Annotated in this window: 24 protein-coding genes and 1 pseudogene; 19 read left to right on the forward strand and 6 right to left on the reverse strand. The window is 57.6% G+C overall.

All coding sequences use genetic code 11. From position 1 onward, the window contains the following. Positions 1-41: 41 nt before the first annotated feature. Positions 42-366, forward strand: a pseudogene (locus tag AKL25_RS24675) (helix-turn-helix domain-containing protein); the annotation flags it as partial. 173 nt (positions 367-539) lie between these two features. Here the strand turns inward: AKL25_RS24675 and AKL25_RS13590 are convergent. Then, positions 540-1,508 (reverse strand): MBL fold metallo-hydrolase, encoded by a 969-nt coding sequence (locus AKL25_RS13590; RefSeq protein WP_050478222.1) that lies wholly within the window; start codon positions 1,506-1,508, stop codon positions 540-542. Positions 1,509-1,759: 251 nt separating this feature from the next. Between AKL25_RS13590 and AKL25_RS13595 the strand changes: the two genes are divergently transcribed. The 7 genes from AKL25_RS13595 to AKL25_RS13625 all read left to right on the forward strand — a co-directional run bounded on the left by AKL25_RS13595 (position 1,760) and on the right by AKL25_RS13625 (position 8,102). After that, complete coding sequence (locus AKL25_RS13595) at positions 1,760-2,668, forward strand: LysR family transcriptional regulator (protein WP_050478223.1); 909 nt, start codon at positions 1,760-1,762, stop codon at positions 2,666-2,668. Between the two features lie 372 nt (positions 2,669-3,040). Then, complete coding sequence (locus AKL25_RS13600) at positions 3,041-3,823, forward strand: SDR family NAD(P)-dependent oxidoreductase (protein ID WP_050478224.1); 783 nt, start codon at positions 3,041-3,043, stop codon at positions 3,821-3,823. Positions 3,824-3,943: 120 nt separating this feature from the next. Next, positions 3,944-4,711, forward strand: coding sequence for an SDR family oxidoreductase (locus AKL25_RS13605; RefSeq protein WP_050478225.1), 768 nt, complete (start codon positions 3,944-3,946; stop codon positions 4,709-4,711). Positions 4,712-4,781: 70 nt separating this feature from the next. Next, entirely contained in the window at positions 4,782-5,285 is a 504-nt protein-coding gene (locus AKL25_RS13610; RefSeq protein WP_050478226.1) for an SRPBCC family protein, read from the forward strand. A gap of 11 nt (positions 5,286-5,296) precedes the next feature. Then, on the forward strand, positions 5,297-6,301 hold the full coding sequence (locus AKL25_RS13615) for a zinc-dependent alcohol dehydrogenase family protein (RefSeq protein WP_050478227.1): 1,005 nt from the start codon (positions 5,297-5,299) through the stop codon (positions 6,299-6,301). A gap of 113 nt (positions 6,302-6,414) precedes the next feature. After that, entirely contained in the window at positions 6,415-7,170 is a 756-nt protein-coding gene (locus AKL25_RS13620) for an SDR family oxidoreductase (RefSeq protein ID WP_050478228.1), read from the forward strand. Next, on the forward strand, positions 7,167-8,102 hold the full coding sequence (locus AKL25_RS13625; protein WP_050478229.1) for a sigma-70 family RNA polymerase sigma factor: 936 nt from the start codon (positions 7,167-7,169) through the stop codon (positions 8,100-8,102). The genes AKL25_RS13620 and AKL25_RS13625 overlap by 4 nt, the downstream gene beginning before the upstream one ends. 148 nt (positions 8,103-8,250) lie before the next feature. Here the strand turns inward: AKL25_RS13625 and AKL25_RS13630 are convergent, their stop codons facing one another. The 3 genes from AKL25_RS13630 to AKL25_RS13640 are packed head-to-tail and all read right to left on the reverse strand — an operon-like array spanning position 8,251 to position 9,491. After that, complete coding sequence (locus AKL25_RS13630; RefSeq protein WP_050478230.1) at positions 8,251-8,664, reverse strand: GFA family protein; 414 nt, start codon at positions 8,662-8,664, stop codon at positions 8,251-8,253. Positions 8,665-8,703: 39 nt separating this feature from the next. Continuing rightward, positions 8,704-9,168, reverse strand: a complete 465-nt coding sequence (locus AKL25_RS13635) for an SRPBCC family protein (RefSeq protein ID WP_050478231.1) — start codon at positions 9,166-9,168, stop codon at positions 8,704-8,706. After that, positions 9,165-9,491, reverse strand: a complete 327-nt coding sequence (locus AKL25_RS13640) for an ArsR/SmtB family transcription factor (RefSeq protein ID WP_050478385.1) — start codon at positions 9,489-9,491, stop codon at positions 9,165-9,167. Before AKL25_RS13640 ends, AKL25_RS13635 begins: the two co-directional genes overlap by 4 nt. 425 nt (positions 9,492-9,916) lie before the next feature. On the opposite strand from AKL25_RS13640, the gene AKL25_RS13645 reads away from it, so the two are divergent. Both AKL25_RS13645 and AKL25_RS13650 read left to right on the forward strand, forming a co-directional pair. After that, positions 9,917-11,431: a CoA transferase gene (locus AKL25_RS13645; protein ID WP_205627250.1), complete on the forward strand. Its 1,515-nt coding sequence runs from the start codon at positions 9,917-9,919 to the stop codon at positions 11,429-11,431. 39 nt (positions 11,432-11,470) lie between these two features. After that, on the forward strand, positions 11,471-13,741 hold the full coding sequence (locus tag AKL25_RS13650; RefSeq protein ID WP_050478233.1) for a hybrid sensor histidine kinase/response regulator: 2,271 nt from the start codon (positions 11,471-11,473) through the stop codon (positions 13,739-13,741). A 41-nt stretch (positions 13,742-13,782) separates the two neighbouring features. Here AKL25_RS13650 and AKL25_RS13655 read toward each other — a convergent pair whose 3' ends face one another. Then, entirely contained in the window at positions 13,783-14,475 is a 693-nt protein-coding gene (locus AKL25_RS13655) for a LuxR C-terminal-related transcriptional regulator (protein ID WP_157050642.1), read from the reverse strand. A 153-nt stretch (positions 14,476-14,628) separates the two neighbouring features. Between AKL25_RS13655 and AKL25_RS24240 the strand changes: the two genes are divergently transcribed. The 5 genes from AKL25_RS24240 (at position 14,629) to arsH (ending at position 17,875) form a co-directional block, all read left to right on the forward strand. Next, on the forward strand, positions 14,629-14,883 hold the full coding sequence (locus AKL25_RS24240) for a hypothetical protein (RefSeq protein ID WP_157050643.1): 255 nt from the start codon (positions 14,629-14,631) through the stop codon (positions 14,881-14,883). 204 nt (positions 14,884-15,087) lie between these two features. Further along, a complete protein-coding gene (locus AKL25_RS13660; protein WP_205627251.1) occupies positions 15,088-15,423 on the forward strand; it encodes an ArsR/SmtB family transcription factor in 336 nt (111 codons plus the stop codon). Between the two features lie 11 nt (positions 15,424-15,434). Further along, the gene (locus AKL25_RS13665; RefSeq protein ID WP_050478386.1) at positions 15,435-16,715 is read left to right on the forward strand and encodes an arsenic transporter; all 1,281 of its coding nucleotides are present in this window, start codon (positions 15,435-15,437) and stop codon (positions 16,713-16,715) included. 28 nt (positions 16,716-16,743) lie between these two features. After that, the gene (gene arsC / locus AKL25_RS13670; protein WP_050478236.1) at positions 16,744-17,172 is read left to right on the forward strand and encodes an arsenate reductase (glutaredoxin); all 429 of its coding nucleotides are present in this window, start codon (positions 16,744-16,746) and stop codon (positions 17,170-17,172) included. Continuing rightward, positions 17,138-17,875 carry an arsenical resistance protein ArsH gene (gene arsH, locus AKL25_RS13675; protein WP_157050644.1) on the forward strand — a complete coding sequence of 246 codons (738 nt, stop codon included), beginning with the start codon at positions 17,138-17,140 and terminating at the stop codon, positions 17,873-17,875. Before arsC ends, arsH begins: the two co-directional genes overlap by 35 nt. 139 nt (positions 17,876-18,014) lie before the next feature. On the opposite strand, the gene AKL25_RS13680 is transcribed toward arsH, so the two are convergent. Next, complete coding sequence (locus AKL25_RS13680) at positions 18,015-19,004, reverse strand: quinone oxidoreductase family protein (RefSeq protein WP_050478238.1); 990 nt, start codon at positions 19,002-19,004, stop codon at positions 18,015-18,017. Positions 19,005-19,124: 120 nt separating this feature from the next. On the opposite strand from AKL25_RS13680, the gene AKL25_RS13685 reads away from it, so the two are divergent. The 4 genes from AKL25_RS13685 (at position 19,125) to AKL25_RS13700 (ending at position 22,152) form a co-directional block, all read left to right on the forward strand. Continuing rightward, positions 19,125-20,003, forward strand: coding sequence for a LysR family transcriptional regulator (locus AKL25_RS13685; RefSeq protein WP_050478239.1), 879 nt, complete (start codon positions 19,125-19,127; stop codon positions 20,001-20,003). 210 nt (positions 20,004-20,213) lie between these two features. Continuing rightward, positions 20,214-20,645, forward strand: coding sequence for an SRPBCC family protein (locus AKL25_RS13690; protein WP_050478240.1), 432 nt, complete (start codon positions 20,214-20,216; stop codon positions 20,643-20,645). 102 nt (positions 20,646-20,747) lie between these two features. Then, on the forward strand, positions 20,748-21,212 hold the full coding sequence (locus tag AKL25_RS13695; RefSeq protein ID WP_050478241.1) for a MarR family winged helix-turn-helix transcriptional regulator: 465 nt from the start codon (positions 20,748-20,750) through the stop codon (positions 21,210-21,212). A gap of 214 nt (positions 21,213-21,426) precedes the next feature. Continuing rightward, entirely contained in the window at positions 21,427-22,152 is a 726-nt protein-coding gene (locus AKL25_RS13700; RefSeq protein WP_050478243.1) for a DUF2076 family protein, read from the forward strand. The last annotated feature ends 25 nt before the right edge of the window (positions 22,153-22,177 follow it).

Below are 22,177 nucleotides of genomic sequence, written 5' to 3' on the forward strand. Positions count from 1 at the left end.
TAGAACACAATTCTGCTTATGACCATAAGCAGGAGATCGGAGTGATCGACGTGGCATTACTTGGAATTATTCGACGCTGGCACCTTCGTGACCAGGTCCCATTGCGAGAGATCGCCAGACGTTTAGGCATCTCACGAAACACCGTCAGGCGATACATTCGCGCGGAAACCATTGAGCCAGCCTACGCAGACAGGCGTCCTCGAAGTTCTCTGGACAAGTACACACGTAAACTCTCGGCCTGGTTAAAGACCGAAGCGGCCAAATCACGCAAGCAACGTCGTACGTTAAAACAACTCCATCTGGAGCTGCGCGCGTTGGGTTATGAGGGGTCGTACGATCGGGTCGCGGCCTTCGCCAGACGTTGGAAGGTGGATCAATTGGAGAGGGTCAATTCCGCGAGCAAATCAACAGTTTCACTTCTACAAAACGAGGAGGAAATTCTTTCTGAAAACTTCCCCCGCGAATTTCTTCTGGTTTCAGCGTGCAGGACGCTTGGGGCGTTTGTCGAATCGTGTTGCCGAGAACCAGGTTCCTTCAGCTTATTTCACACCACCAAAGGGATAGGGGATGAATGTATATCCGACGCGTGTGCGCAGAAGATGGCCGAGTCCAGGAAATGGCTGGTGAGCGGCGGCGACAATGACACGATCCGCAGCAGCTTCGGCAAAGATTTTCGCTCTGGCCTTGGCGGCCATTGGAGAGTCGGTGTCGAAGACAATCGTGACCTGCGGTTGTGCGAATTGAATAGCACCCACATGCATCACATCCCCCCACACCAGCATGCGTTGTCCCTCCGACTCAACTTTGTAGACGGTATGGCCAAGCGTATGTCCAGCCGCTGAGACAGCCTGAATGCCTGGAGTCAGCTCAACGTTGCCGTCGAAGGGCTTGATGCGCCCCGTCTCCTTGTAGGGTCTGAGCGCAGATTCAGCGAATGGGAAAAATGGCCGATGTCCTTCCGGCGCAGTCTTCGCTTGTTGGGCATCCGTCCAATAGGAAAATTCACGGCGATCGAGGCGTATGACGGCATTCGGAAATGCTTCACCAGATGGTGTCAGCAATCCTCCGACATGATCCGGGTGGAGATGGGTAAGGTATACCTCATCGACTTGTTCGGGGCGGTAACCCGAGGCCGTCAGATTTTTTAGCAGTTGTCCGAGGCTCGGTCCAAATATGCCGCTGGGACCGGTGCCACTATCGATCAGGACAAGCTTGTCGCCGGTGTTGATCAGGAAGCCGTTCACTGAAGCGGGAACCACCGGCCCTTGAAACGATGCGTTCAGCGCATTTTCCACTTTCTTTGGAGTTGTATTGGTCAGCAGCTTGCCTGGTTCAAGATCAATGGTCCCATCGTGAAGGGCTGTGACCTCGAAGCGGCCCAGCATCATCCGATAGAAGCCAGGTGCTTGAAATTTCTGCATGGGTGCCGCGGCCCAGCAAGCTCCAGCGAGCAGAGCCGTGGCCACCAGTGAAGCGCTACGCAGCGCAATTTTTGTCGTCAGATTCATGTTGGTCTCTTAGGTAGTGGAGAGATCGATCAGGCATGCGCGGGTTTGAATGTTCCTGGCGTGATGATCTTGAAAAAGAGTTTAAATGGAATAATTTTCTCCATTGGAGAATATAAAGAAGCACATTGGATAGTTAATTGATCCAATGCTTGAGTCGTCATAAAATCGCTAAAAGAGTACGCACCGCCCGGTCGCGAGCGGGATGACATCAGGCGCGCCCGGGCTACAACTCACGACATCGCAAAGAAACCATGTTTGAAGACAACCTCAACGGCATTGTGACCTTTCTGACGGTGGTCGAGGCTGGCAGCTTCGCCGGTGCGGCGACCCGCATCAACGTCACTCGCTCCGCCGTCGCCAAATCGATCGCAAAGCTGGAGGCTCGCCTCGGTCTCCGCTTGTTTCATCGCACCACCCGGCAACAGACGCTTACCGACGAGGGTGGCCGATACTACGAACACTGTAGTCGGCTGCTGACGAATTTGCGAGACATGGAATCGGTTTTGCAGGATGGGCGACAAGGACTGGAGGGGCGAATTCGCGTGAGCGCCCCCATTCTTTTCGGTCGTCGCTGCGTGGCGCCTGTACTGCGATCGTTGATTCGCGAACATCCCCGGCTTGAGCTGGAGGCGGAATTTTCAGACGTGATTGTGGACGTGTTGGCGGACGGGTTCGACCTGGCAATCCGAATCGGATCTATCGCGGATTCAACGAGCCTGGTTGCGCGCAAGATCGGAGGACAGCAGATGGCAATCTTTGCCTCGCCGGCCTATCTGGCGAAAAATGGCTGGCCGTCCAGCGTGGCCGACCTGAAGCAGCACACGGGTATTCTTTACGGCCGCACGATCCAGGCGCGTACCTGGCGCGTTCGTGATGTGGACGGTTCCAGCCGGGAGGTGCTTTTAAACAGCCGGGAACGTTACGACGATCTCCAGGCTGTTGCCGATTCAGCTGTCCACGACGGCGGATTAGCCTGGTTGCCGCGCTGGTTGGGTGCGCCCTATCTGGCTTCCGGAGAATTGGCACTCGTCATGGATATGGACCGGGTGCTGTCGGTCGATATCTACGCAGTATGGCCGCAGAACAAATATCTGCCTCTCAGGACTCGGACCCTGATTGACGCCCTAGTGGCTCAGGTTCCTGTCCTCATGGGGGAGTAGGTCAATAGCCGGCGCGAGTTTTATGCCGTGCCGGCGCCTCGTATCGCCTGTGAAATCAGCTGTCCCAGTTCTGTATCTAGGGCGCCTGGCCTGGCATCTCGCAATCGGCCGTCATTTCGGTCATCCCGCAGCAATCACGCGCACCAGCGTCCAACGAACAAGTGTGACTTCGGTTTCAACACTATTTCACCGTCTTGATGACGGACATCCTTCCTCGGCGTGACTCTTTTTGTCCGCCTCAAACGTCCTGACTACAAATGCACGGCAGACGTGTTTCATCAACTCTCTCGTGTGTTGCCGGTAAATGCCGGTTCTCGTCATGCCGCTCCTGCGGCAACGGCGTGTCCATCAATATAAGGAAAGGAAGTAATCGTGCAACTTAAAGACAAGTACGCAATCGTTTATGGTGCAGCAGGAGCCGTCGGAAGCTCCGTGGCCCGCGCTTTTGCGCGAGCGGGGGCCACGGTGTTCCTGACGGGCCGGACTCTTGCCAAGGTGCAAGCGGTCGCAACTGAAATCGGCGGCGCGGCTGAAGCTGCCGAAGTCGATGCGCTCGATGAGCACGCAATCGAAAGACATTTGAAATCTGTGGTCGACAAGGTCGGAAGGGTCGACATTTCCTTCAATGCCGTCGGTATTCGCAACACGACATTGCAGGGTACCGCCTTAAGCAATCTGGATATAGAGCAGTTCTCACTGCCGATAGCCACCTATACCAAGTCGTATTTTTTGACGTCCCGGCTTGCCGCCCGACAAATGATCCAGCAAAAATCGGGTGTCATCATGACGGTGACATCGACTCCCTCGCGAATAGGTATCCCATTGATGGGTGGCGTGGGGCCGGCGATGAGCGCGGTCGAATCCTTGACGCGCGGTCTGTCTGCGGAGCTTGCACCTTACGGCATTCGCGTGGTCGGCCTTCGCCCTCACGGAATGCCGGAGTCTGACACGATCAAGGAAGTCTTTGGACTTCATGCCAAGGCATGGGGGATGACCTGGGAACAATTTCAAGGTGTGATCGCTGGAAGAACTCACACCAAGCGGCTGTCGTCGCTTTCGGAAATGGCCCACATGGCAGTCTTTGCCGCCTCCGATCAGGCGAGCGGGCTGACGGGGACGACTCTCAACTTAAGCTTGGGCAGCCTCGACGATTAACCCTGGTGCGCTGCCTTCCACCTGTCAGGCAGGCAGAAATCGATACTTGAAAACGCTGCGCATCGTTTCTGACGCGCAGCGCCTCCACAGCGTAGAGAGCCGGATATCACAAGGATCCTCATGAGACTCACCAATCGCACTATCCTCATCACAGGCGGTTCCGCAGGTATTGGCCTTGCGTTCGCCCTGAAGTTCGCCGACCTCGGCAATACCGTCATCGTGACCGGCCGACGTCAAGCTGCGCTTGACCGGATCAACGCGAAATATCCGGAACTCCATACCATCCGCAGCGACGTCGGCAATCCCGCGGAGATCACTTCCCTCGCTGCGAGGATGAAGGCGGATTTTCCCAAACTCGACGTGCTCGTCAACAATGCGGGGATCAGTCGCTACAGAAACCTCACAACCTCTGCAGCGGGCCTGGACGAACTGATGGAAGAGGTGAACATCAACGTAGGCGGCGTAGTTCGCATGACCTCCGCGTTCATGGACATCCTCACAACCAATAAGGGAACCTTGATCAATGTATCTTCAGGTCTCGCCTTCGTGCCGCTACCGTGCCTGCCCATTTACTGCGCGACCAAGGCGGCGATTCACTCCTACACCCAGTCGCTGCGATTTCAGCTGGAAGATGCAGACGTGGAAATCATCGAGATCATGCCGCCTGCGGTAAAGACCGACATGACGAAAGATGTGTCCGACGACGATGGCATCACGCTGATCACAGCCGACGAACTGGTAGCGCTTTCCATTGACGCCCTCAGAAAAGGGCGGCTCGAAATCCATCCCGGCCAATCCCGGCAACTTTCCTTCATGCGCCGTCTCGCTCCCGATTTCATCAATCGTCAACTCTGGAAGGCCGCCAGAAAATTTGTACCTGTCATTTAGGTATGTCTGACATTGCGCCGGGGCAGCCCGGCCTTCGGAATCACTGTCTGTATCCGGAAAAGAATTTATCATGAACAAACGCAAGCTCTCGCTGAAAAAGACGACGAAGCATCGCAGCTATTCCACCGGTTTCGTGGTGAGCCAGTCGCCCGAAGCGGTTTTCGCTGCCATCAATAATGTGCGCGAATGGTGGTCTGAAAGCATAGAAGGCAGCACCGATAAAATCGGCGCGCATTTCAGACATCATCTCCTGGATGTGCACCGGTGTGACATTGAGATCACTGATCTCGTCCCCGGAGAAAAAGTCGTATGGACCGTCGTCGATAACTACTTTAGTTTTATCCAGGACAAGACCGAGTGGAAAGGCACTTACATTGTTTTCGACATCATCAGGATAGGAGGAAAGACGGAAGTCCGTTTCACTCACGTGGGCCTTGTTCCCGAGTATGAATGCTATGGAGTTTGCACAAATGCATGGGATGGCCTGATCAACGGCAGTTTGCGTGACTTAATTCAGCGGGGAAAAGGGCAGCCTGATTCCAGCACAGATCATGAACCGTTGCCTGCTTACTGAAGGAGACATCAATGAAATCGGTCAGACTGCGAGCGCCCGGAGGATTGAAAAATCTCAGCTTGGTTGAGGAAGATCCTCCTCGCCCTGAATCAGGTGAAGTGTTGGTCAGAATACACGCCTCTTCGTTGAACTACCGCGATCTCTTCATCGTGCGCGGGGAAGCGCCATGCGATGACGGTCGTGTTCCTTTGTCAGACGGTGCGGGCGAAGTTGTCGCGATAGGCGACGATGTCGATGAATGGAAAGTCGGAGACGCCGTTGTCAGTACGTTTTATCCTTATTGGCAGGGAGGAGCCATGACGCCCGCAACCCGGCGGGATATCCCAGGCGAAAGTTTTGACGGTTTTGCCCGCGAGTACGTATGCATGCCGGCGAGCGCTTTCACGAAGGCGCCCGAGGGGTATACACATGTTGAAGCTGCCACGCTGACTTGCACCGGAGTAACTGCCTGGAGAGGCCTGGTGGTATCCGGTCAGGTGAAACCCGGCGATACGGTATTGATTCTCGGGACAGGGAGCGTATCGCTGTTCGCATTACAGTTTGCGAAAGCTGCGGGTGCGCAGGTCATCGCGACTTCTTCTTCCGACGAAAAGCTGGAGAAGCTCAAGCTTCTCGGGGCGGACGCCTTCATAAACTACAAGACCGATCCGGATTGGGGCGGCACGGCCAGAGTTCTTACGGACGGACGCGGAGTCGATCATGTTATCGAGGTCGGCGGACCCGACACGCTGGCGCAATCGATCGCAGCGTGCAGGACAGGCGGCCACATTGCTCTAATTGGCGTATTGACCGGTTTTGCGGGGCAGATATCCATTCCAGCCTTATTCTCAAATCAGATCCGGCTGAGCGGGATCTCGATTGGTAGCAGGGCAGACCAGGAAGATATGATTCGAGCGATCAACGTCAATCGTTTGAGACCCGTTGTCGACAGCTGTTTCCCGCTGCAAGAAATTGCCGCTGCTTTTGAGCACTATCAATCCCAAGTACACTTTGGAAAAGTCTGCCTCGAACTCTGAGATTTCCACGATTGCCGGCCCGCTATTTCAGACGATGAGGTTTGGTCTTGCAGATTGACTCTTTTTTCAAGGTTCATTCGTCTTAGCTAGACTTGGACAATGGAGTGCAAATCATGAATCTCAACAGCAAGAATGTCATCGTTACCGGCGGAAGCCGCGGTCTTGGGCTCGGACTGGTCGAAGCTCTGGTTGCACAGGGCGCCAAGGTGACGGTTGTCGCCCGTGGCGTCGAGGCGCTCGCGTCTGCTCAGGCTCGTCTGGGCGTCGCTACGATCGCGGCCGATGTGACGGACGAAGCCGCTGCTCATCGCATCCTTGGTGAGGTCCGCCCGGATATTCTCATCCTTAACGCGGGTGCGAAGCCTCGGATGGAGCGGCTGGATCAGGTGAGTTGGGCGGATTTCACGGCGACCTGGGATACCGACGTCAAGGCCGGGCTCTATTGGTTGCAAGCGGCCCTCAACCTGCCACTCAATCCCGGAAGTCGTGTCCTCACAGTTTCCAGCGGCGCTGCCGTGAACGGTTCTCCGTTATCGGGAGGCTATGCCGGCGCCAAACGCATGCTCTGGACCATGGCCAAGTACGCCAACGGCGTCGCGGAGAAGAAGAATCTGGACATCAGCTTCCAGACGATCGTGCCGCAGCAAATGGTTCTCGGCACCGGAGTCGGGGACGCGGGAGCCAACGCCTACGCGCATGTTGCAGGCGTCACGCCGGAAGAATTTGTCGTTCGCTTTGGCGCCCCGATGCCGCCTCGCCAGTTCGGTGAAATGGTCGTCTCCCTGCTGGACGATCCGCAGTTTTCCGGCGCCGTCGCATTCGGAATCAAGGGTGCGGGGATCTCGGTACTGGAAGGAGCCGGAGCGTGAGCGCCGGGCCGCCTTCCGGGAACGGCGACCGCAAAGCGGAGATCCTTGCCGTTGCCGGCCAACTGCGGCCCGAGTTGCACCGCTACTGCGCGCGCCTCATGGGATCGGTTATCGACGGAGAGGACGTTGTGCAGGACACGCTCATCCGGGCCTTGGAGGCATTGCCGGATCTGGATGAGGCAACACCGCTTCGACCGTGGCTGTTCCGAATCGCACATAACCGCGCTCTCGACCTGCTGCGCAGCCGGGTGGTGCGAAAAGCCGAGCCAATGGTTGCGGCTTCGGATGTCGTCGATTTGGCCAACCCTGATCCCGTGGAGACGTTGATGCGCCAGGAAGCTGTTAAAACCGCGGTATCCCGTTTTGCGGAATTACCCCTCGTTCAACGCAGCGTCGTTATTCTGAAGGATGTGCTCGACGAATCGCTGGTAGAGATCGCCGCCCTGCTCGATCTTACCGTCGATGCCGTGAAAGGCCATTTGGCAAGAGGACGCACGCGCCTTCGTGAAATCAACGCCCAGACCAGCCAGCGTCAAGAACCGGGGCCGGCATCCGAGGCGGTCGCACGCTATGTGGCTCTGTTCAACCAACGAGACTGGGATGGCTTGCGGGCGCTTCTGGCTGACGACGTTAAACTCAATCAATCCACGTATCCGCTGCGCGTCGGAGCGGCAGACGTCGGCATGTTCTTCACCATTTATGCCAAGATTGACGGCGTGTGGCTTGTCCCTGGCTGGCTTGAGGGACGGGAGGTCATTGCGGTCTTCGAAGACCGCGATAATCCGAAACCGAGCTACATCATGTGGCTGGAATGGAAGAACGGAAGAATCAGTTTCATCCGTGACTATCGCTATTCCCGCTACGTCGCTGCCGATGCAGAACTGGTGTTGGCGCCAGGTATGAAACCATCCAGCGGCAACACTGCTCATTGACGATTGTTGGCTCGGCAGATTCCGGATTTTGTCTGAGATTGAAAGGGATGCCGCCGGATTGCAGAGGCGGCAAGCAATGCGGGCAACCGCACGTTTTTCGTTCTGAAAAAAACGCCCGACCGTGTCTGGCCAGACGCGCTATTGTTGATCAGCCGGGAGGCATCTTGTCGAAGGCAGGTAAAGCGGGATCGAGATAATCCCACGTCTGAGCGCGCATACGGTAAGTGACGACCTGTGGCTTATAACGACCCGGATCGTCCAGGCTCGCCGCATGAACCGTGAAGATTTGCGGCATGGCTGCAAAACGCATATAGACCGGGGAACCGCAGCGTGGGCAGAATGCGCGCGTCTTCACATTCCCGCTGTCGGCGACCATGTCCCATTGCGTCGCTTCGCCGGTAAGCTTTACACCGTCAGCAGCGAAGGTCAGATAGGAACCATGGCCGGTGCCGCTTTTTCGCTGGCAGTCGCGGCACTGGCAGTGATTCATAAAGAACGGCTCGCCGGGAATTTCGTAGCGAATCGCGCCGCAGGCGCATCCGCCGGTGTAGGTATCGCTCATGCATTTCTCCTGTCTTGAAGCATAGTTCGCCGGTGCTTCTCAGTGCACCCCGTCAGTAAAGTTGCCCAGATTGGGCACGACCTTACGCCACCCCTCGCGCATGTTGTGGAACGCGGTGTCATTCGTTGGCGTGACAAAGCCGGAATGCACCAGCCGCAATCGCGTGCCTTCCGGAACTCTGGTCAACGTAAATGCGACGACTGTATCCAACCGCGAGCCATATCCTTTGTTGCTCTCGTGACCGCCTTTCCAGGCATAGACGAAGCGCTCGTTCGGCACAACCTCCAGCACTTCGCAGTGGATGGTGCCGTCCCATTCCCCGGCCGGCTTGGTTTGATAAGTGAAGTGTGTGCCCTGTACGGGGGAGAAGCCGTGCGGCTCCATGAGCCAGCGAGCCATCAATGCTCCCGAGGTAAGAGTCTTCCAGATTGTTTCGGGGGCGTGAGGGAAGACTTCATCCACCACGATTTCCTGCGTAGGCGATTTCAAATTGACATCATTCATGGATCAATTTCTTTCAAGAGGATTCGGAGATCGGCAAAGCGCTTGCTCCAGAACACGCCGTAATGGCTCATCCAATCAGCAAGCGGCGCCAGGCCTTTCGGCTCGGCGCGATAGAACACGTTGCGGCCTTGTGCACGGTCAGCAACCAGACCTGCACGTTTGAGGGAGCCAAGATGCTGTGAGATCGCAGACTGGGTAACGCCGCTGCCCTCGGTCAGTTCAGCCACGCTGATTTCCTGCGCTTGCACAATCCGTTCAAAAACAGCGCGCCGCGTGGGATCGGCGAGTGTGCGCATAACAGTGTCAAGAGAAGTGGTGTGCATGGTGAATATATTAGTAATTGCTAATATATAAGTCAATACTAATTTGTTCAGCGTCGCAAAAATTTTAGTCAATCGGGGATGTGACGGTATGTCTGATGGCATGGCCCGAGGATTGACTCGGTGTCCGTTACTATCCGATAGCTGACTTCTCGCTTCCGTACATGAAAAAGCCCGCTCAAGCGGGCTTTTTCTTTAGACGGGAATGTCGGCTTCTGGCCGAAAGCGGAAGTAGGTCTAAGGGCATTGCCCGAAGTTAGTCTTTCTTGGCTACCAGGATGAAATCCTGAATAGCCACCGATAGCGTGGCCCGCCGTCCTGGCCGTCACGACATCCTGGAGAATGGCGCCGGCGTACTGATTTCTTCTCAGATCGAACAGAGATGGGGCAGCCCGGCACCTTTCCTATACGAAAGTATGTATCGATGCATGACGTCCATCCGGTTATCATTTTTCTTCAGTGATAAATCAATCCGCAAGCGCGATGGAGAGAAAATGAAAACGTATGCACCAGCAATGGATCTGGCTCTGTGTGAATTGCTGGAATTGGGACGCGTCACTATCCCGCCGGGCGGCAATATCAGTATCACCGGTCGCGATCCGGTGTTTCCGACTCCTTTTTTGCTTGGCAAGGCCGCTGCAACGGTATTGGCGGCGCAAGGGGCCGCGATATCTTCCATCTGGCACCAGCGCAGCGGCAGGTCGCAAGCAGTCTCGGTCGATATAGCCGATGCAGCGGTGTCGCTCAAGAGCGTTGTGCATTTGCGTCAACGCGGCTATCCCGTACCCTATCCCGATGAGGCGTACCCGCTGACCAATTTCTTCCGCTGCCGCGATGGCCGTCACATCTTCATGCATGCCGGCTACCCCCATTTGCGCGATGGTTTGCTGAAATTGCTCAATTGTCCCAACGAGGCAGCATCCATCGCAGAAGCCGTGTCGACCTGGGATTCTGCTGCTCTGGAAGACGCCATCGCCAAAGCCAAGCTGTGCGGCGGCATTGCGCGCAGCGAAGATGAGTGGCTGAATACGCCGCAAGGCCGTCTGCTGGCCAGTCAGCCAGTCATCGAAATTGAACGCATTGGCGATAGCGCACCGGAAGCAATGGGCGCGGCAAGACGCCCGCTGGAGGGAATTCGGGTGCTTGACCTCACCCATGTTCTGGCCGGCCCCATGTGCACGCGCACCCTGGCGGAGCAGGGGGCGACAGTGTTGCGGGTGCGTCCGCCTGCCCATCCGGTGATTCCCTCATTCGTGATGGATACCGGCCATGGCAAACTCTCTACGTTGCTGGACCTGACCCAGACACCGGATGCGGAACGTCTGAATGGCTTGCTGAAAAGCGCTGACATTTTTGTTCAGAGCTATCGCCCCGGAACGATGGCGGGGCTGGGCTTTTCGGCTGAAGCCGCCGCCCGGCAGCGGCCCGGCATTGTCTATGTGTCGTTCAGTTGCTACGGCGAGAGCGGTCCGTGGGGCGAGCGCGGCGGCTGGGAACAACTGGCCCAGTCAGTCACCGGCATGGCGTTTGCCCAGGGCAGTGCGGACAATCCCACGCTGAGTCCGGTCTATCCGAACGACTACATCACCGGTTATCTCGGCGCCTATGGCGCGCTGGCTGCACTCTTGATGCGAGCGAGAGAGGGCGGCAGCTACCATGTGCGGGTGTCATTGTGTCGTAGTGCCATGTGGACTCAGTCATTTGGCCGTCTGCTGCCACATGAGTGGCAGCCAGTCCCGGGGCCGTCCGCAGAATTATTGGGGCGGCTGGAGACCACGCGAGAAACGCCTTACGGTATGCTGCGCTTCATGGGGCCAATCACCTCGTATTCAGAAACAAAACCCTATTGGGAATTTCCCTCGGCGCCGATGGCGGCACATTCACCTGTATGGCCAGAGAACTCCCCGATTATCTATAACGCGCCAGATCCGATTCGACTTTGACATCCAGCCTATGCCGCCACTGCGAAGATCGCTAGCACCATGTTCCCGACAAGATCGCTGACGCTGAATATCGGCGGCTTGAGAGCCAAGTTGCTGATCGTCGTTTTCATTGCCGTCTTGCCGGCGTTGGGAGTGATCTTGTACAACACGGCCTCATCCAGGCAGCTGGCAATCAGCGAAGCTGAAAAGTCGGCGCTGGAATGGGTGCATGTGATCAGCAACTACCAGCGCGATCTGGACCGCCAGACCAGAACCATGGTTGAGTTGCTGGCGCGCGACCCGATCGTGTTCAGTAAAGATCACGACGCATGCAACCGGCGCTTCGCCGATTTGCTGTTCAATGCCGTGAACCAGCCGGAAAATTTTTTCAATTTTGTCGCCATTGACTTGAACGGGGATATCTATTGCGCGGCGCGCAAGGGAGAACCTGGAAACATGCACGTCCGCGACCGCGAGTATTTCTGGCAAGTCCGGACCATGGAGAAGCCGGTTACCGGCGGCTACGTGTTCGGTAAAATCATCAAAGCCCCGATCGTGCCGTTCGCCGGCCCGATTTTCGATGCCCGTCATCAGCTGAAGGGGGTGATGCTGGTCACAGTCAATCTCTCCTGGCTCTCCAAAACGATTGCTCCGCGGCTGCCGAAAGGCGCGATTCTGAGCTTGTACGATAGCAACGGGACGATACTGGTGCATAGCTCCGACCAAAGCACCATGGTGGGAAAGAAAGACGCGCTGTTCTCCAAGCTATTGACCGGTAACGATGACGGCGTGTTTTCCAGCAGCGATGTGGGCGATGGCATCGAACGCCTGAATGCTTTTGCACGCATTCCCTACGGCGAACACAGTTTCTACGTGGTGGTCAGCATCCCCAGAGGGGAAGCCTACGCCAATGCCAATGCGACATTGAAGCGCGGCTTGTTGATCTTGTCGGCAGCCATCTGCGCCATTTTGCTGGCGGCATGGTGGATCGGCAATTCGCTGATCCTGGATTCGATTGATCATTTGATGGCCGCCGTGCTCGATATGACGGCCGGGAAATTGTCGGCGCGGGTTACCCTGCGCCGGCGCGATGAAATCGGCTTGCTGGGACGGGCCTTCAACAACATGGCCGGCGTGCTGGAAACCGCGGTGAGCGAGGCCGAGCGCCTGAAGAGCGAAGCGGAGGTGCGCTCGCACCAGCTGGAGCTGGTGAATCAAGCCAAATCGCGTTTTCTGGCCGCGGCCAGCCACGATCTGCGCCAGCCCATGCATGCACTGAACCTGTATCTGGGAGCACTGACCCTGCACCAATTGCCGCCGTCTGCGCTGCCGGTGCTGGCGAACGTACGCCTGTGCGCTGAAACCATGGATGAAATGTTCCGCGCCTTATTGGATATTTCGCAGCTGGATGCCAGCATCGTGCAGGCGGAAATCGGCATTTTCCCTATCGAACAGCTACTGGAGCGGGTCAGAATGGAGTTTCTGCCGGCAGCACAAGCCAAGGGCCTGGCGCTGCATGTTGCACCGTGTTCTGCATTCATCAAGAGCGACCCGGTATTGTTGTCGCGCATCCTGAGCAATTTAATGGCCAATGCCGTGCGCTATACCGAGCACGGAAAAATTCTGCTGGGCTGCCGCCGTAAAGGCAATCAGCTGCAACTGGCGGTGTATGACACCGGTCCCGGGATCGCGCCGGAACACCAGGCGGAGGTATTTGAAGAGTTTTACCAGGTCGGGAATCCCGAACGCGACAGAAGGCAGGGGCTGGGGCTGGGTCTGGCCATCGTGAAGCGCCTGGCAGTGCTGCTTGATACGCATATGACGCTGATTTCCAGGCCCGGTCATGGCTCCATGTTCGCACTCGATCTGCCGCTCGTGCATGCCGAAAACCTGGTGCTCGATCGCATCATGCCGGCGCGCGGCAATGACGGCGAGCTGGCAGGGGCCCTGGTTGTCGTGGTGGATGATGAACCCGTGATTCTGGATGCAACCCGGACCCTGTTGGAGCAGTGGGGCTGCACGGTGATTGCCGCCACCTCGGGGAGCGCGGCGATTGAACAGCTCAGTCTCAGTTCGGAAATACCCGATGCATTGCTGTGCGATTACCGTTTGCGCGGCAACGAAACCGGCATCGACGTGATCAATGCAATCCGGAACGAGTACAACGAAAATATCCCGGCCTTGTTGATCAGCGGCGATACCGGCCCGCAACGAGTCCAGGAAATTCAGGCCAGCGGCTTGACCGTGTTGCACAAGCCGGTTCTGGATCACATGCTGCACGCTGCATTGGCCACGCTGGTCAACGGCAAGCAGGAAGTTTCCGGCGCCTGAGCGAAGCGGCGGGATATCGCCACCACAGTAATGACGCGTTGTTATCCGACTTCGCTGATTTGATACAGGCCCAGGCGCCGCGCGGCCGATACGGCCTGGGTCCGATTCACCACGTTCAAGGTACGAAACACGGCCGAGACATGCATCTTCACCGTGATTTCAGCTAGTCCGAGACGCAGGCCAATTTCCTTGTTGGATTGCCCATACGAGAGCAGCACGAGGATTTCTTGCTGGCGCGGCGTCAGTTTGATGGACGCCTCTTCATCGATGGCAATCTTGCCATTGGCAGTAATCCACTCCGGCTCGAGCAACTCATTGTTCAGCAAGCGCCGCATGATATCGGCCATCACCTCGGTTGACACTGCTTTCGACAGCACAACTTTCGCACCGGCGCGGATGGCCGCCATTGTTTCGCGACGATCTTCCGAGGCCGAGACCACCACAATCAGCGCTGACGGGCATTTGTATCTGAAGGATGCAATCGCATCCACCCCGCGCAATCCCGGCAGCCCCAGGTCAAGCATGATCACGCCGACGTTCTCAGCCTGATCAGCCATACGGAGTCCTTCTTCTGCGGAAGAAGCCGCCAAGGTAGTCGACTCACTGAGGACGACATGCATCAGATGGACCAGTGCGCCGCGGTAGAGCGGGTGATCTTCAACGATAAGAGTGGTCGTTGCCATAAGTTTGAGTTCGGCCCGCGAGGAAATAGCTGACAAATAGGAAAGATACACACAATTCTTTTGCGGCGATACATACGTCTGTATAGATGCCAATGCCGCCTCGTGACGCTATCGTTCTATCACTGTTGAATCAGATCTTTCAGCAGTCCTGTTAATTAAGCAGGCAAATATGCCGATCACGTATAACCGCAAACATGTATTCCCATGACCAGAATTGAGATACCTGAGCAACTGCGCAGCAAACTGGGACCTGAAATGGGTGAGGGTATCCATTGGATCGACGTCAAACTGCATAGTGGCCGTACGCTGAAAAATCTGATGGTTCTGGACGGAAAAGAAATCGTTTTCTCTCAATTTAAATCAGGCAGCGACTGCGGATCGTCATTTTCAAGTCACGATATTTTGCTCATCCGACGCCAGAGCATTTTTCCTTTTTGGTGGCAACGCTTATCTAAATAATCTTCTTGCGATCATGGCGTCGGCCTCGCTTATTCATTGGGTCATTTTCTTGATTGATCATGGAAAGGCCTGCATTTGCGGGCGTTTTTCAGCGTCCCATGCCGGCTTTTGGTCGTAAACCGGCGTCGGCCGGCAATGAATTTTTTCCTTGCCCATCACTTATATTTCAATAATAATTGAAATATTGAATTAATGAGAAAAGCCATGGAAACAAAAGCCGTCATCGCAGCCTTGAGCGCATTGGCCCAGGAATCCCGCCTGAGCATCTTTCGCCATCTGGTGCAGATCGGTCCGGAAGGCTGCGCGGCCAGCAAGATAGGTGAAGCCTTGGAGATTGCTCCTTCGTCATTGTCCTTCCACATGAAAGAGCTGTCGCACGCCGGCCTGGTGACGTCAAGGCAAGAGGGACGTTTCGTCATTTATGCCGCCAACTATGCGGCCATGAACGACGTCCTCGGTTTTCTCACGGAGAATTGCTGCGGCGGCAACGTGTGTTCGCCGGTAAGCGCGTGCTGCCCGCCGTCCGCCTCGGTGGCTTAGACGAGACGATCATGCCGGCGGCGGTTGTCATCTTTTTGTGTACCCTGCTACTGGTCATCTGGCAGCCCAGAGGCTTGGGCATCGGCTGGAGCGCATGCGGCGGCGCAGCCGTGGCGCTGGCCTGCGGCGTGATCCATTGGGCGGATATTCCGACGGTGTGGCATATCGTCTGGAATGCCACCGCGACCTTCATTGCCGTCATCATCATCAGCCTGTTGCTGGACAAGGCAGGCGTTTTCGAATGGGCGGCGCTGCATGTGGCCCGATGGGGAGGGGGCAACGGGAGGCGCTTGTTCGTGCTGCTGGTGTTGCTGGGTGCGGTCGTCTCGGCGATCTTTGCCAACGATGGCGCCGCACTGATCCTGACACCCATCGTCATTGCCATGCTGCAGGCGCTGCGGTTTTCGCCGCAGGCAACCCTGGCGTTCGTCATGGCGGCCGGCTTCATCGCCGATACCGCCAGCTTGCCGCTGGTGGTGTCGAACCTGGTGAATATCGTCTCGGCGGATTATTTCAAGCTCGGTTTCGCCGAGTACGCCGGCGTCATGGCGCCGGTGAATCTGGCGTCGGTGGCCTTCACCCTGCTGATGCTCTGCATCTTCTTCCGCAAGGACATCCCGGCTGTGTACGACATGAAGCAGCTCAAGGCGCCGGCCGAAGCGATCCGGGACCGGGCCACTTTCACGGCGGGATGGTGGGTGCTGGGATTGCTCTTGCTCGGTTTTTTCTGGCTGGAAAAACTGGGCGTACCGATCAGTGTGGTCGCCGGCGGCGGCGCCGTCATCTTGTTGACGGTCGCCGCGAGGGGGCGTGCGATTCCGACGCGCGAGGTCATCAAAGGCGCTCCGTGGCAAATCGTATTCTTCTCCGTCGGCATGTACCTGGTCGTCTACGGCCTCCGTAATGCCGGCCTGACGGCTCACCTGACACAGGTGTTCAACGCCCTGGCAGGACATGGCGTCTGGACGGCGGCACTGGGAACCGGCTTCTTGACCGCCATCCTGTCTTCCATCATGAACAACATGCCGACGGTGCTGGTGGGCGCGCTTTCCATCGATGCCACGACGGCGCATGGAGCGGTACGCGAGGCCATGGTCTATGCCAACGTGATCGGCTGCGACCTCGGCCCCAAGATCACGCCGATAGGCAGCCTGGCGACGCTGCTCTGGCTGCACGTGCTGGATCAGAAGAAGCTCCACATCTCGTGGGGATACTACTTCCGCACCGGCGCCATGCTCACGATGCCGGTGCTGCTGGCGACGCTCGCGGCGCTGGCCTTACGCCTGCAATAGCAACACCTCTCACTATCTGGGAAACATCATGACCATCATCTATCACAATCCGGCCTGCGGCACCTCGCGCAATACACTGGCCATGATCCGCAACAGCGGCGAGGAACCGACCGTCATTGAATATCTGCAGCATCCGCCAAGTCGCGAGCAGCTGGTCGCGATGATCCGCGACGCCGGCCTGAGCGTACGCGAAGCGATTCGCCAGAAGGGCACGCCCTACGCTGAACTGGGCCTGGATAACGCCGCGCTGACGGATCAGCAGTTGCTGGACGCCATGCTGGCGCATCCCGTTCTGATCAACCGGCCGTTTGTCGTGACGCCCAAGGGCACACGTTTGTGCCGGCCATCCGAGCTGGTGCTGGAGATCCTGACCAATCCGCAGTTGGGAGCGTTCACCAAGGAAGATGGCGAAGTCGTGGTCAATGCGGAGGGGCAGCGTGTCGCACCAGCTCAGTGATCTGCCCAATATCGAACCCGATCTGTTCCGGCAGCCGGTCGTCGCCAATTTCAAAGGAATCGGCGCGTCCAGCCACCGGCCGCGCTTCCTGCTGCTGTACGGCTCCCTGCGGGAGCGTTCCTACAGCCGGCTTTTGACCATGGAAGCGGCGCGCCTGCTGGAAGCATTCGGCGGTGAAGTCAGGATTTTCGATCCGCATGGTTTGCCGTTGCCGGACAGCGAACCCGATACACATCCCAAGGTCGTGGAGCTGCGCGATCTGGCCAACTGGTCCGAAGGAATGGTCTGGTGTTCGCCCGAACGCCACGGCGCTATGACCGGCATCATGAAATCGCAGATCGACTGGATTCCTTTGTCGCAAGGGGCGATTCGTCCGACCCAGGGCAAGACGCTCGCCGTCATGGAGGTGTCGGGCGGCTCGCAGTCTTTCAATGCGCTCAATCAGATGCGCGTGCTGGGGCGCTGGATGAGGATGCTGACCATTCCCAACCAGTCGTCGGTGGCGAAGGCGTATCAGGAGTTCGACGATGCCGGCCGGATGAAACCGTCGCCGTACTATGAACGGGTGGTCGACGTGATGGAGGAACTGTTCAAGTTCACCCTGCTGACCAGGGATGTCTCGCCCTTCCTGACAGACCGATACAGCGAACGCCGCGAGACTGCGCTTGAGCTGTCCCGGCGCATGAGCCAGGAAAAGTTGTAGGCGGTATGGGATCGCGGGTCTGCTATTTGCCGGTAGCGAGCGTCAAAGAATGGCAAACAGTAATTCATTTCCTTATCTTTAACGCCGACCGCCATATCCCCGGCACCATCTTCTTTTCTATTCCCGGCCGGGATGGCGCCTACAGTTGCAGGATGGGCTTGCCCACTTGCTGCCGGTTCTCGATTCGCGCGTGCGCCTGTTCGACGTTGTCGAGCGAGTAGCAAGCCTCAATGTCCACCTGCAGCGAACCGTCGAGTAGTGCAGCAAAGACTGCATCGGCCCTGCGCTGCACCGTCTCCCGGTTCGTCATGTGGTCGGCCAGGCGGGGACGGGTGAGAAACAGCGAACCGGCTTCGCCCAGCTCAATGGGGTCGAGGTCGGTGAGCGAGCCGGATACGTTGCCGTAGTTGACGATCAATCCGTGTTTTTTGCATGCGCGGAAGCTGTCCCGCAAAGTCGCCTTGCCGACCGAATCGAACACCACATCCACACCTTCGCCTGCGGTGGCGTCGCGGATCTGATCGGCGACGCCGCCCTGCGAATAGTCGAATGCGTGATCGGCGCCGCGCCGGATTGCCATAGCGCGTTTTTCTGCGGTGCCGGCCGTGACGAAGACCCTTGCCCCGCGCAGTTTCGCCATCTGCACCAGCAATTGGCCGATGCTGCCGGCGGCGGCATGGATCAGGCAGGTGCTGCCGGGCGCCAGCCGCGCGACGTCTTCGATGAGATAGTGTGCGGTCGAGCCCTGGAAGATAGATGCCGCGGCCAACTGATGGGTCATGCCATCGGGCAGTTTGGCAACCAGCGCAGCCGGGACCGAGGCGTAGTCGGCGTAACTGCCCCAGGCGATGCACCAGGCCACGCGGTCGCCGATGGCGATATCCCGGACATCGTCGCCGCACGCGACCACTTCGCCGCTGCCTTCCATGCCCAGCGTGCAAGGCAAGCGCACGTTATAGGTCTGCGAGTTCGCGTACTTTCCCTGACGCGTGTGCACGTCCATGAAATTGATGCCGGCGCACGCCAGCTTGACCAGCACGTGGCCGGCCTGCACTTGCGGCATGGGCGCGTCCTTGCGTTTTTGCAGCACTTCCGGGCCGCCATATTGTTCTATGGTGATCGCTCTCATCGCCTGCCTCCTTATCGGTTCTGGATTTTTCTGTTTCGCTCTGCCAGCAGGCATGATAAAACAGCGAGATTCGATAGAAAATTCCCGATACATTCGCCTTTTCCGTGAAAATATTGACCGATGTTTGATTGGCAAGATCTCTATGTGTTTAGCGTGCTGGCCCGTACAGGGTCGCTTTCCGGTGCTGCGCGGGAACTCGGGATCGAGCATGCGACGGTGGGCAGGCGATTGGAATCGCTGGAGCGGGCCTTGGGTTTGCGGCTGGTCGACAAACTTCCGCGCAGCCGTCCGCTGACGGCCGACGGGCAGGCCATCGCCGCTTTGGCGCAGAATATGGCACAGATCGCGGGCCTGGTAGAGCAACGTGCGCGTCCCTCGCTGATCGGGCTGGCCGGTTCGGTTCGGGTAAGCGCTCCGCCCTCGCTGTCGCGCGCGTGCATCGTGCCCCGCATCGCGGCGCTGAGAGCCAGTCACCCCCAGCTGCGCCTGATCTTGCAACCGTCCACTGCGCTGGACGACATGGGCAAGGGCGAGGCCGATATCGCCATTCGCACCGTCCGCCCGGAAGACGGCGACCTGATCTGCAAGAAAGTCGGCGAGGTGCGCTTCGGCCTCTACGGTACGCGCGAATTCAGCCGACGTCCGGCCGGGCAATGGACGTTCATTTCGTATGACGAATCACTCGACCACCTGCCTCAGCAAATCTGGTTGCATCAGATCAGGGGCGAGCGCCCGGTCGCGTTTTTTGCTAGCGATCTCATGTCGCAGCAGATGGCGGCGCGCGACCACATCGGTGCAGTGGTGCTCCCCACCATGATCGGCGACGTCGACCCTCAGCTGGTGCCGCTGCCGACACAGGCGGCAGCACCGGCGCGCGATATCTGGATCATCGTTTATCCTGATATCCGGCGCAGTCCCCTGGTGGAAATCGTGATGAATTTCCTGATGGATTGCATTGCACGCGAGCCGGCGCTTTCCTCACAGGCCCTGCTGAAATGATGTCGTCCCCGGCAATGCCGCACATGCCGCGGTCAGGCGCACCAGCCGGTATGACCAGCTAGCCGTCAAGGCGTATCTTATTTCCCCGATTATCAACTCCCGGCAGCTTGCAGTCCTGGGGTTTGCCAACGCTTGTTTTCCGGGTTTGCGGCGTGCTTGATATTTTATGTAAGTGTACATATAATACGTTCACTTATATAAGGAGTCGAAATGACCAATGCCACCCACGCCAGCACCTCTTTCAGCCATGAGACCAAAGCATCGCCTGCAACAATCTGGGAAATCTTCAAAGCCGTTTCCGAATGGAAGGATTGGAACGCAGGCGTACATGCATGCACCCTGGAAGGTCCTTTCGCGACGGGCTCATGGTTCACCATGGTGCTTCCCGATCAGGATGTCATCAGGTCAGAAGTTGTCGAAGTCGAAGAGCCGAACTTCTTCACAGACGAAACAAAGCTGGGCGACATCGTGGTTCGCGTGCGTCATGAAATCAGCCCTGTTCCGAACGAACGCCATTGCGTAACCTACAAGATCGAGGTGATCGGAGAGAATGCCGGCGACATTTGCGCGGCGGTATCCTCCGATTTTCCTGAAGTCTTGAAAGCACTTGTCTCACGCGCCGAAAATCGGATGGCGGAATGAGCTGCGCGTGGCTGGGAGCGGTGCCGCGCCGCCATGTCATGCGCAGCGTTGCCGGCGGCTTCGTACAATGGGCGTCAAACTGAATATGGAGCAGGTGTATCGATGAAAGAAAAACCACTTCCCACCGCTCACAGCGGTCCCTCCGACAGTCCTGGTTTTTTGCTATGGCGGATATCCAACAACTGGCAGCGAGAACAGCGCGCAGCCTTGCAGCCGCTTGGATTGACCCACACGCAGTTTGTCATGCTCGCGGTGGCGACCTGGTTCGGTGCAAAAGAACCGCTTACGCAAATGCGTCTGTCCCAACTGACGGGCAGCGACCCGATGACGACCTCTCAGGTAGTGCGCGCGCTTCTCGCCAATGGACTCTTCGAGCGCGATGCTCACCCGACCGATACGCGCGCCAAGATTATTTCCACCACTGCAGCCGGCCGCAAGCTTGCGCATCAGGCGATCAAGGTCGTTGAAGAAGTTGACCGCAAATTCTTTGCGCCTTTAGGTGAAGATCAATCCCATCTCATCACGCTGTTTCAGTCAATGCTGACAAACACCTTGAGCGATTCTTGAAAAGCAGTCCTGCCGACCGCTGCACTCAGCTGCGGATGAAGGGAGCCTCCCGGCCGTTTGCAGACATCCGGTTACAAGCTGTTTCGAACTTTGCAATTACGGTCACAAATGCAGGGCGATATCGCGCGCATAATCAGGATCCGGCCAGCCTGAAGACTGGCCGCATATTGTCATGTTTATCGTTGTGCATTACATCGGCAGGGAGCCAAGCATCATGAGTCCTCAAGAAACGCAAGCGCTTCAAGATTTCCTCAATCAACTGATACAGGTGCGCGGCATCGGCAAAGACGCCCAGGCCGATGCGATGATTGCCGCGGCCGTCGCCCGGCAGCCGGATGCGGCCTATCTGCTGGTACAGCGAGCGCTGTTGATGGACCAGGCGCTCGCGACGTCCAAGGCGCAGGTTGCCTCCTTGCAAAGCCAGTTACAGGCGTTGCAGTCCGGCGCAGCCCCGGCGCACGGTTTTCTCGACAGCAACGCCTGGGGCAATGCGCCGGCGGCGTCCTTACGTTCCAATCCGGCTCCTGCTTATGCACCGACTTACACGCCTGCACCCGCGCCGGCAGCTCCGCCATACCAGGCTGCACCGGCGCCGTCCCCGGGCTTTTTCGGCGGCGGGATGGGCGGCATGCTGGGTACCGTCGCGGCCACCGCCGCTGGCGTTGCCGGCGGCGCCTTCCTGTTCCAGGGAATTGAACATCTGATGAACGGCGGCAGCGGTTCGGGGCTGATGCATCAGAATGGACTGTCCACTCCTGTGGAAAACATCGAAAACACCACCGTCAATAACTACTACGGCAGCGATGCCGACAAAGGGCGTACGCCAGACCGCGCCGACAGCGGCAGCGATAGCGCATCGGGCAGTGATCTTGCCGACCTGAGCAATATCGATCTTGACGACAGCAGCGACGGCGGTGGTTACGACGATTCCATGGCGTAGCTGCACAGCATTTCCAGCCGGTTAT

The organism is Herbaspirillum rhizosphaerae (assembly GCF_001189965.1).
In the GTDB taxonomy this organism is placed as follows: Bacteria; Pseudomonadota; Gammaproteobacteria; order Burkholderiales; family Burkholderiaceae_D; genus Herbaspirillum; species Herbaspirillum rhizosphaerae.

Coding starts and splice junctions, on each gene's coding strand:
- AKL25_RS13605 (WP_050478225.1), top strand. CDS start 3,944: ATGAGACTCACCAATCGCACTATCCTCATCACAGGCGGTTCCGCAGGT.
- AKL25_RS13590 (WP_050478222.1), bottom strand. CDS start 1,508: ATGAATCTGACGACAAAAATTGCGCTGCGTAGCGCTTCACTGGTGGCC.
- AKL25_RS13665 (WP_050478386.1), top strand. CDS start 15,435: ATGCCGGCGGCGGTTGTCATCTTTTTGTGTACCCTGCTACTGGTCATC.
- AKL25_RS13685 (WP_050478239.1), top strand. CDS start 19,125: ATGTTTGATTGGCAAGATCTCTATGTGTTTAGCGTGCTGGCCCGTACA.
- AKL25_RS13660 (WP_205627251.1), top strand. CDS start 15,088: ATGGAAACAAAAGCCGTCATCGCAGCCTTGAGCGCATTGGCCCAGGAA.
- AKL25_RS13615 (WP_050478227.1), top strand. CDS start 5,297: ATGAAATCGGTCAGACTGCGAGCGCCCGGAGGATTGAAAAATCTCAGC.
- arsH (WP_157050644.1), top strand. CDS start 17,138: ATGCGGAGGGGCAGCGTGTCGCACCAGCTCAGTGATCTGCCCAATATC.
- AKL25_RS13620 (WP_050478228.1), top strand. CDS start 6,415: ATGAATCTCAACAGCAAGAATGTCATCGTTACCGGCGGAAGCCGCGGT.
- AKL25_RS13635 (WP_050478231.1), bottom strand. CDS start 9,168: ATGAATGATGTCAATTTGAAATCGCCTACGCAGGAAATCGTGGTGGAT.
- AKL25_RS13610 (WP_050478226.1), top strand. CDS start 4,782: ATGAACAAACGCAAGCTCTCGCTGAAAAAGACGACGAAGCATCGCAGC.
- AKL25_RS13640 (WP_050478385.1), bottom strand. CDS start 9,491: ATGCACACCACTTCTCTTGACACTGTTATGCGCACACTCGCCGATCCC.
- AKL25_RS13630 (WP_050478230.1), bottom strand. CDS start 8,664: ATGAGCGATACCTACACCGGCGGATGCGCCTGCGGCGCGATTCGCTAC.
- arsC (WP_050478236.1), top strand. CDS start 16,744: ATGACCATCATCTATCACAATCCGGCCTGCGGCACCTCGCGCAATACA.
- AKL25_RS13680 (WP_050478238.1), bottom strand. CDS start 19,004: ATGAGAGCGATCACCATAGAACAATATGGCGGCCCGGAAGTGCTGCAA.
- AKL25_RS13690 (WP_050478240.1), top strand. CDS start 20,214: ATGACCAATGCCACCCACGCCAGCACCTCTTTCAGCCATGAGACCAAA.
- AKL25_RS13650 (WP_050478233.1), top strand. CDS start 11,471: ATGTTCCCGACAAGATCGCTGACGCTGAATATCGGCGGCTTGAGAGCC.
- AKL25_RS13700 (WP_050478243.1), top strand. CDS start 21,427: ATGAGTCCTCAAGAAACGCAAGCGCTTCAAGATTTCCTCAATCAACTG.
- AKL25_RS13695 (WP_050478241.1), top strand. CDS start 20,748: ATGAAAGAAAAACCACTTCCCACCGCTCACAGCGGTCCCTCCGACAGT.
- AKL25_RS13645 (WP_205627250.1), top strand. CDS start 9,917: ATGACGTCCATCCGGTTATCATTTTTCTTCAGTGATAAATCAATCCGC.
- AKL25_RS13595 (WP_050478223.1), top strand. CDS start 1,760: ATGTTTGAAGACAACCTCAACGGCATTGTGACCTTTCTGACGGTGGTC.
- AKL25_RS24240 (WP_157050643.1), top strand. CDS start 14,629: ATGACCAGAATTGAGATACCTGAGCAACTGCGCAGCAAACTGGGACCT.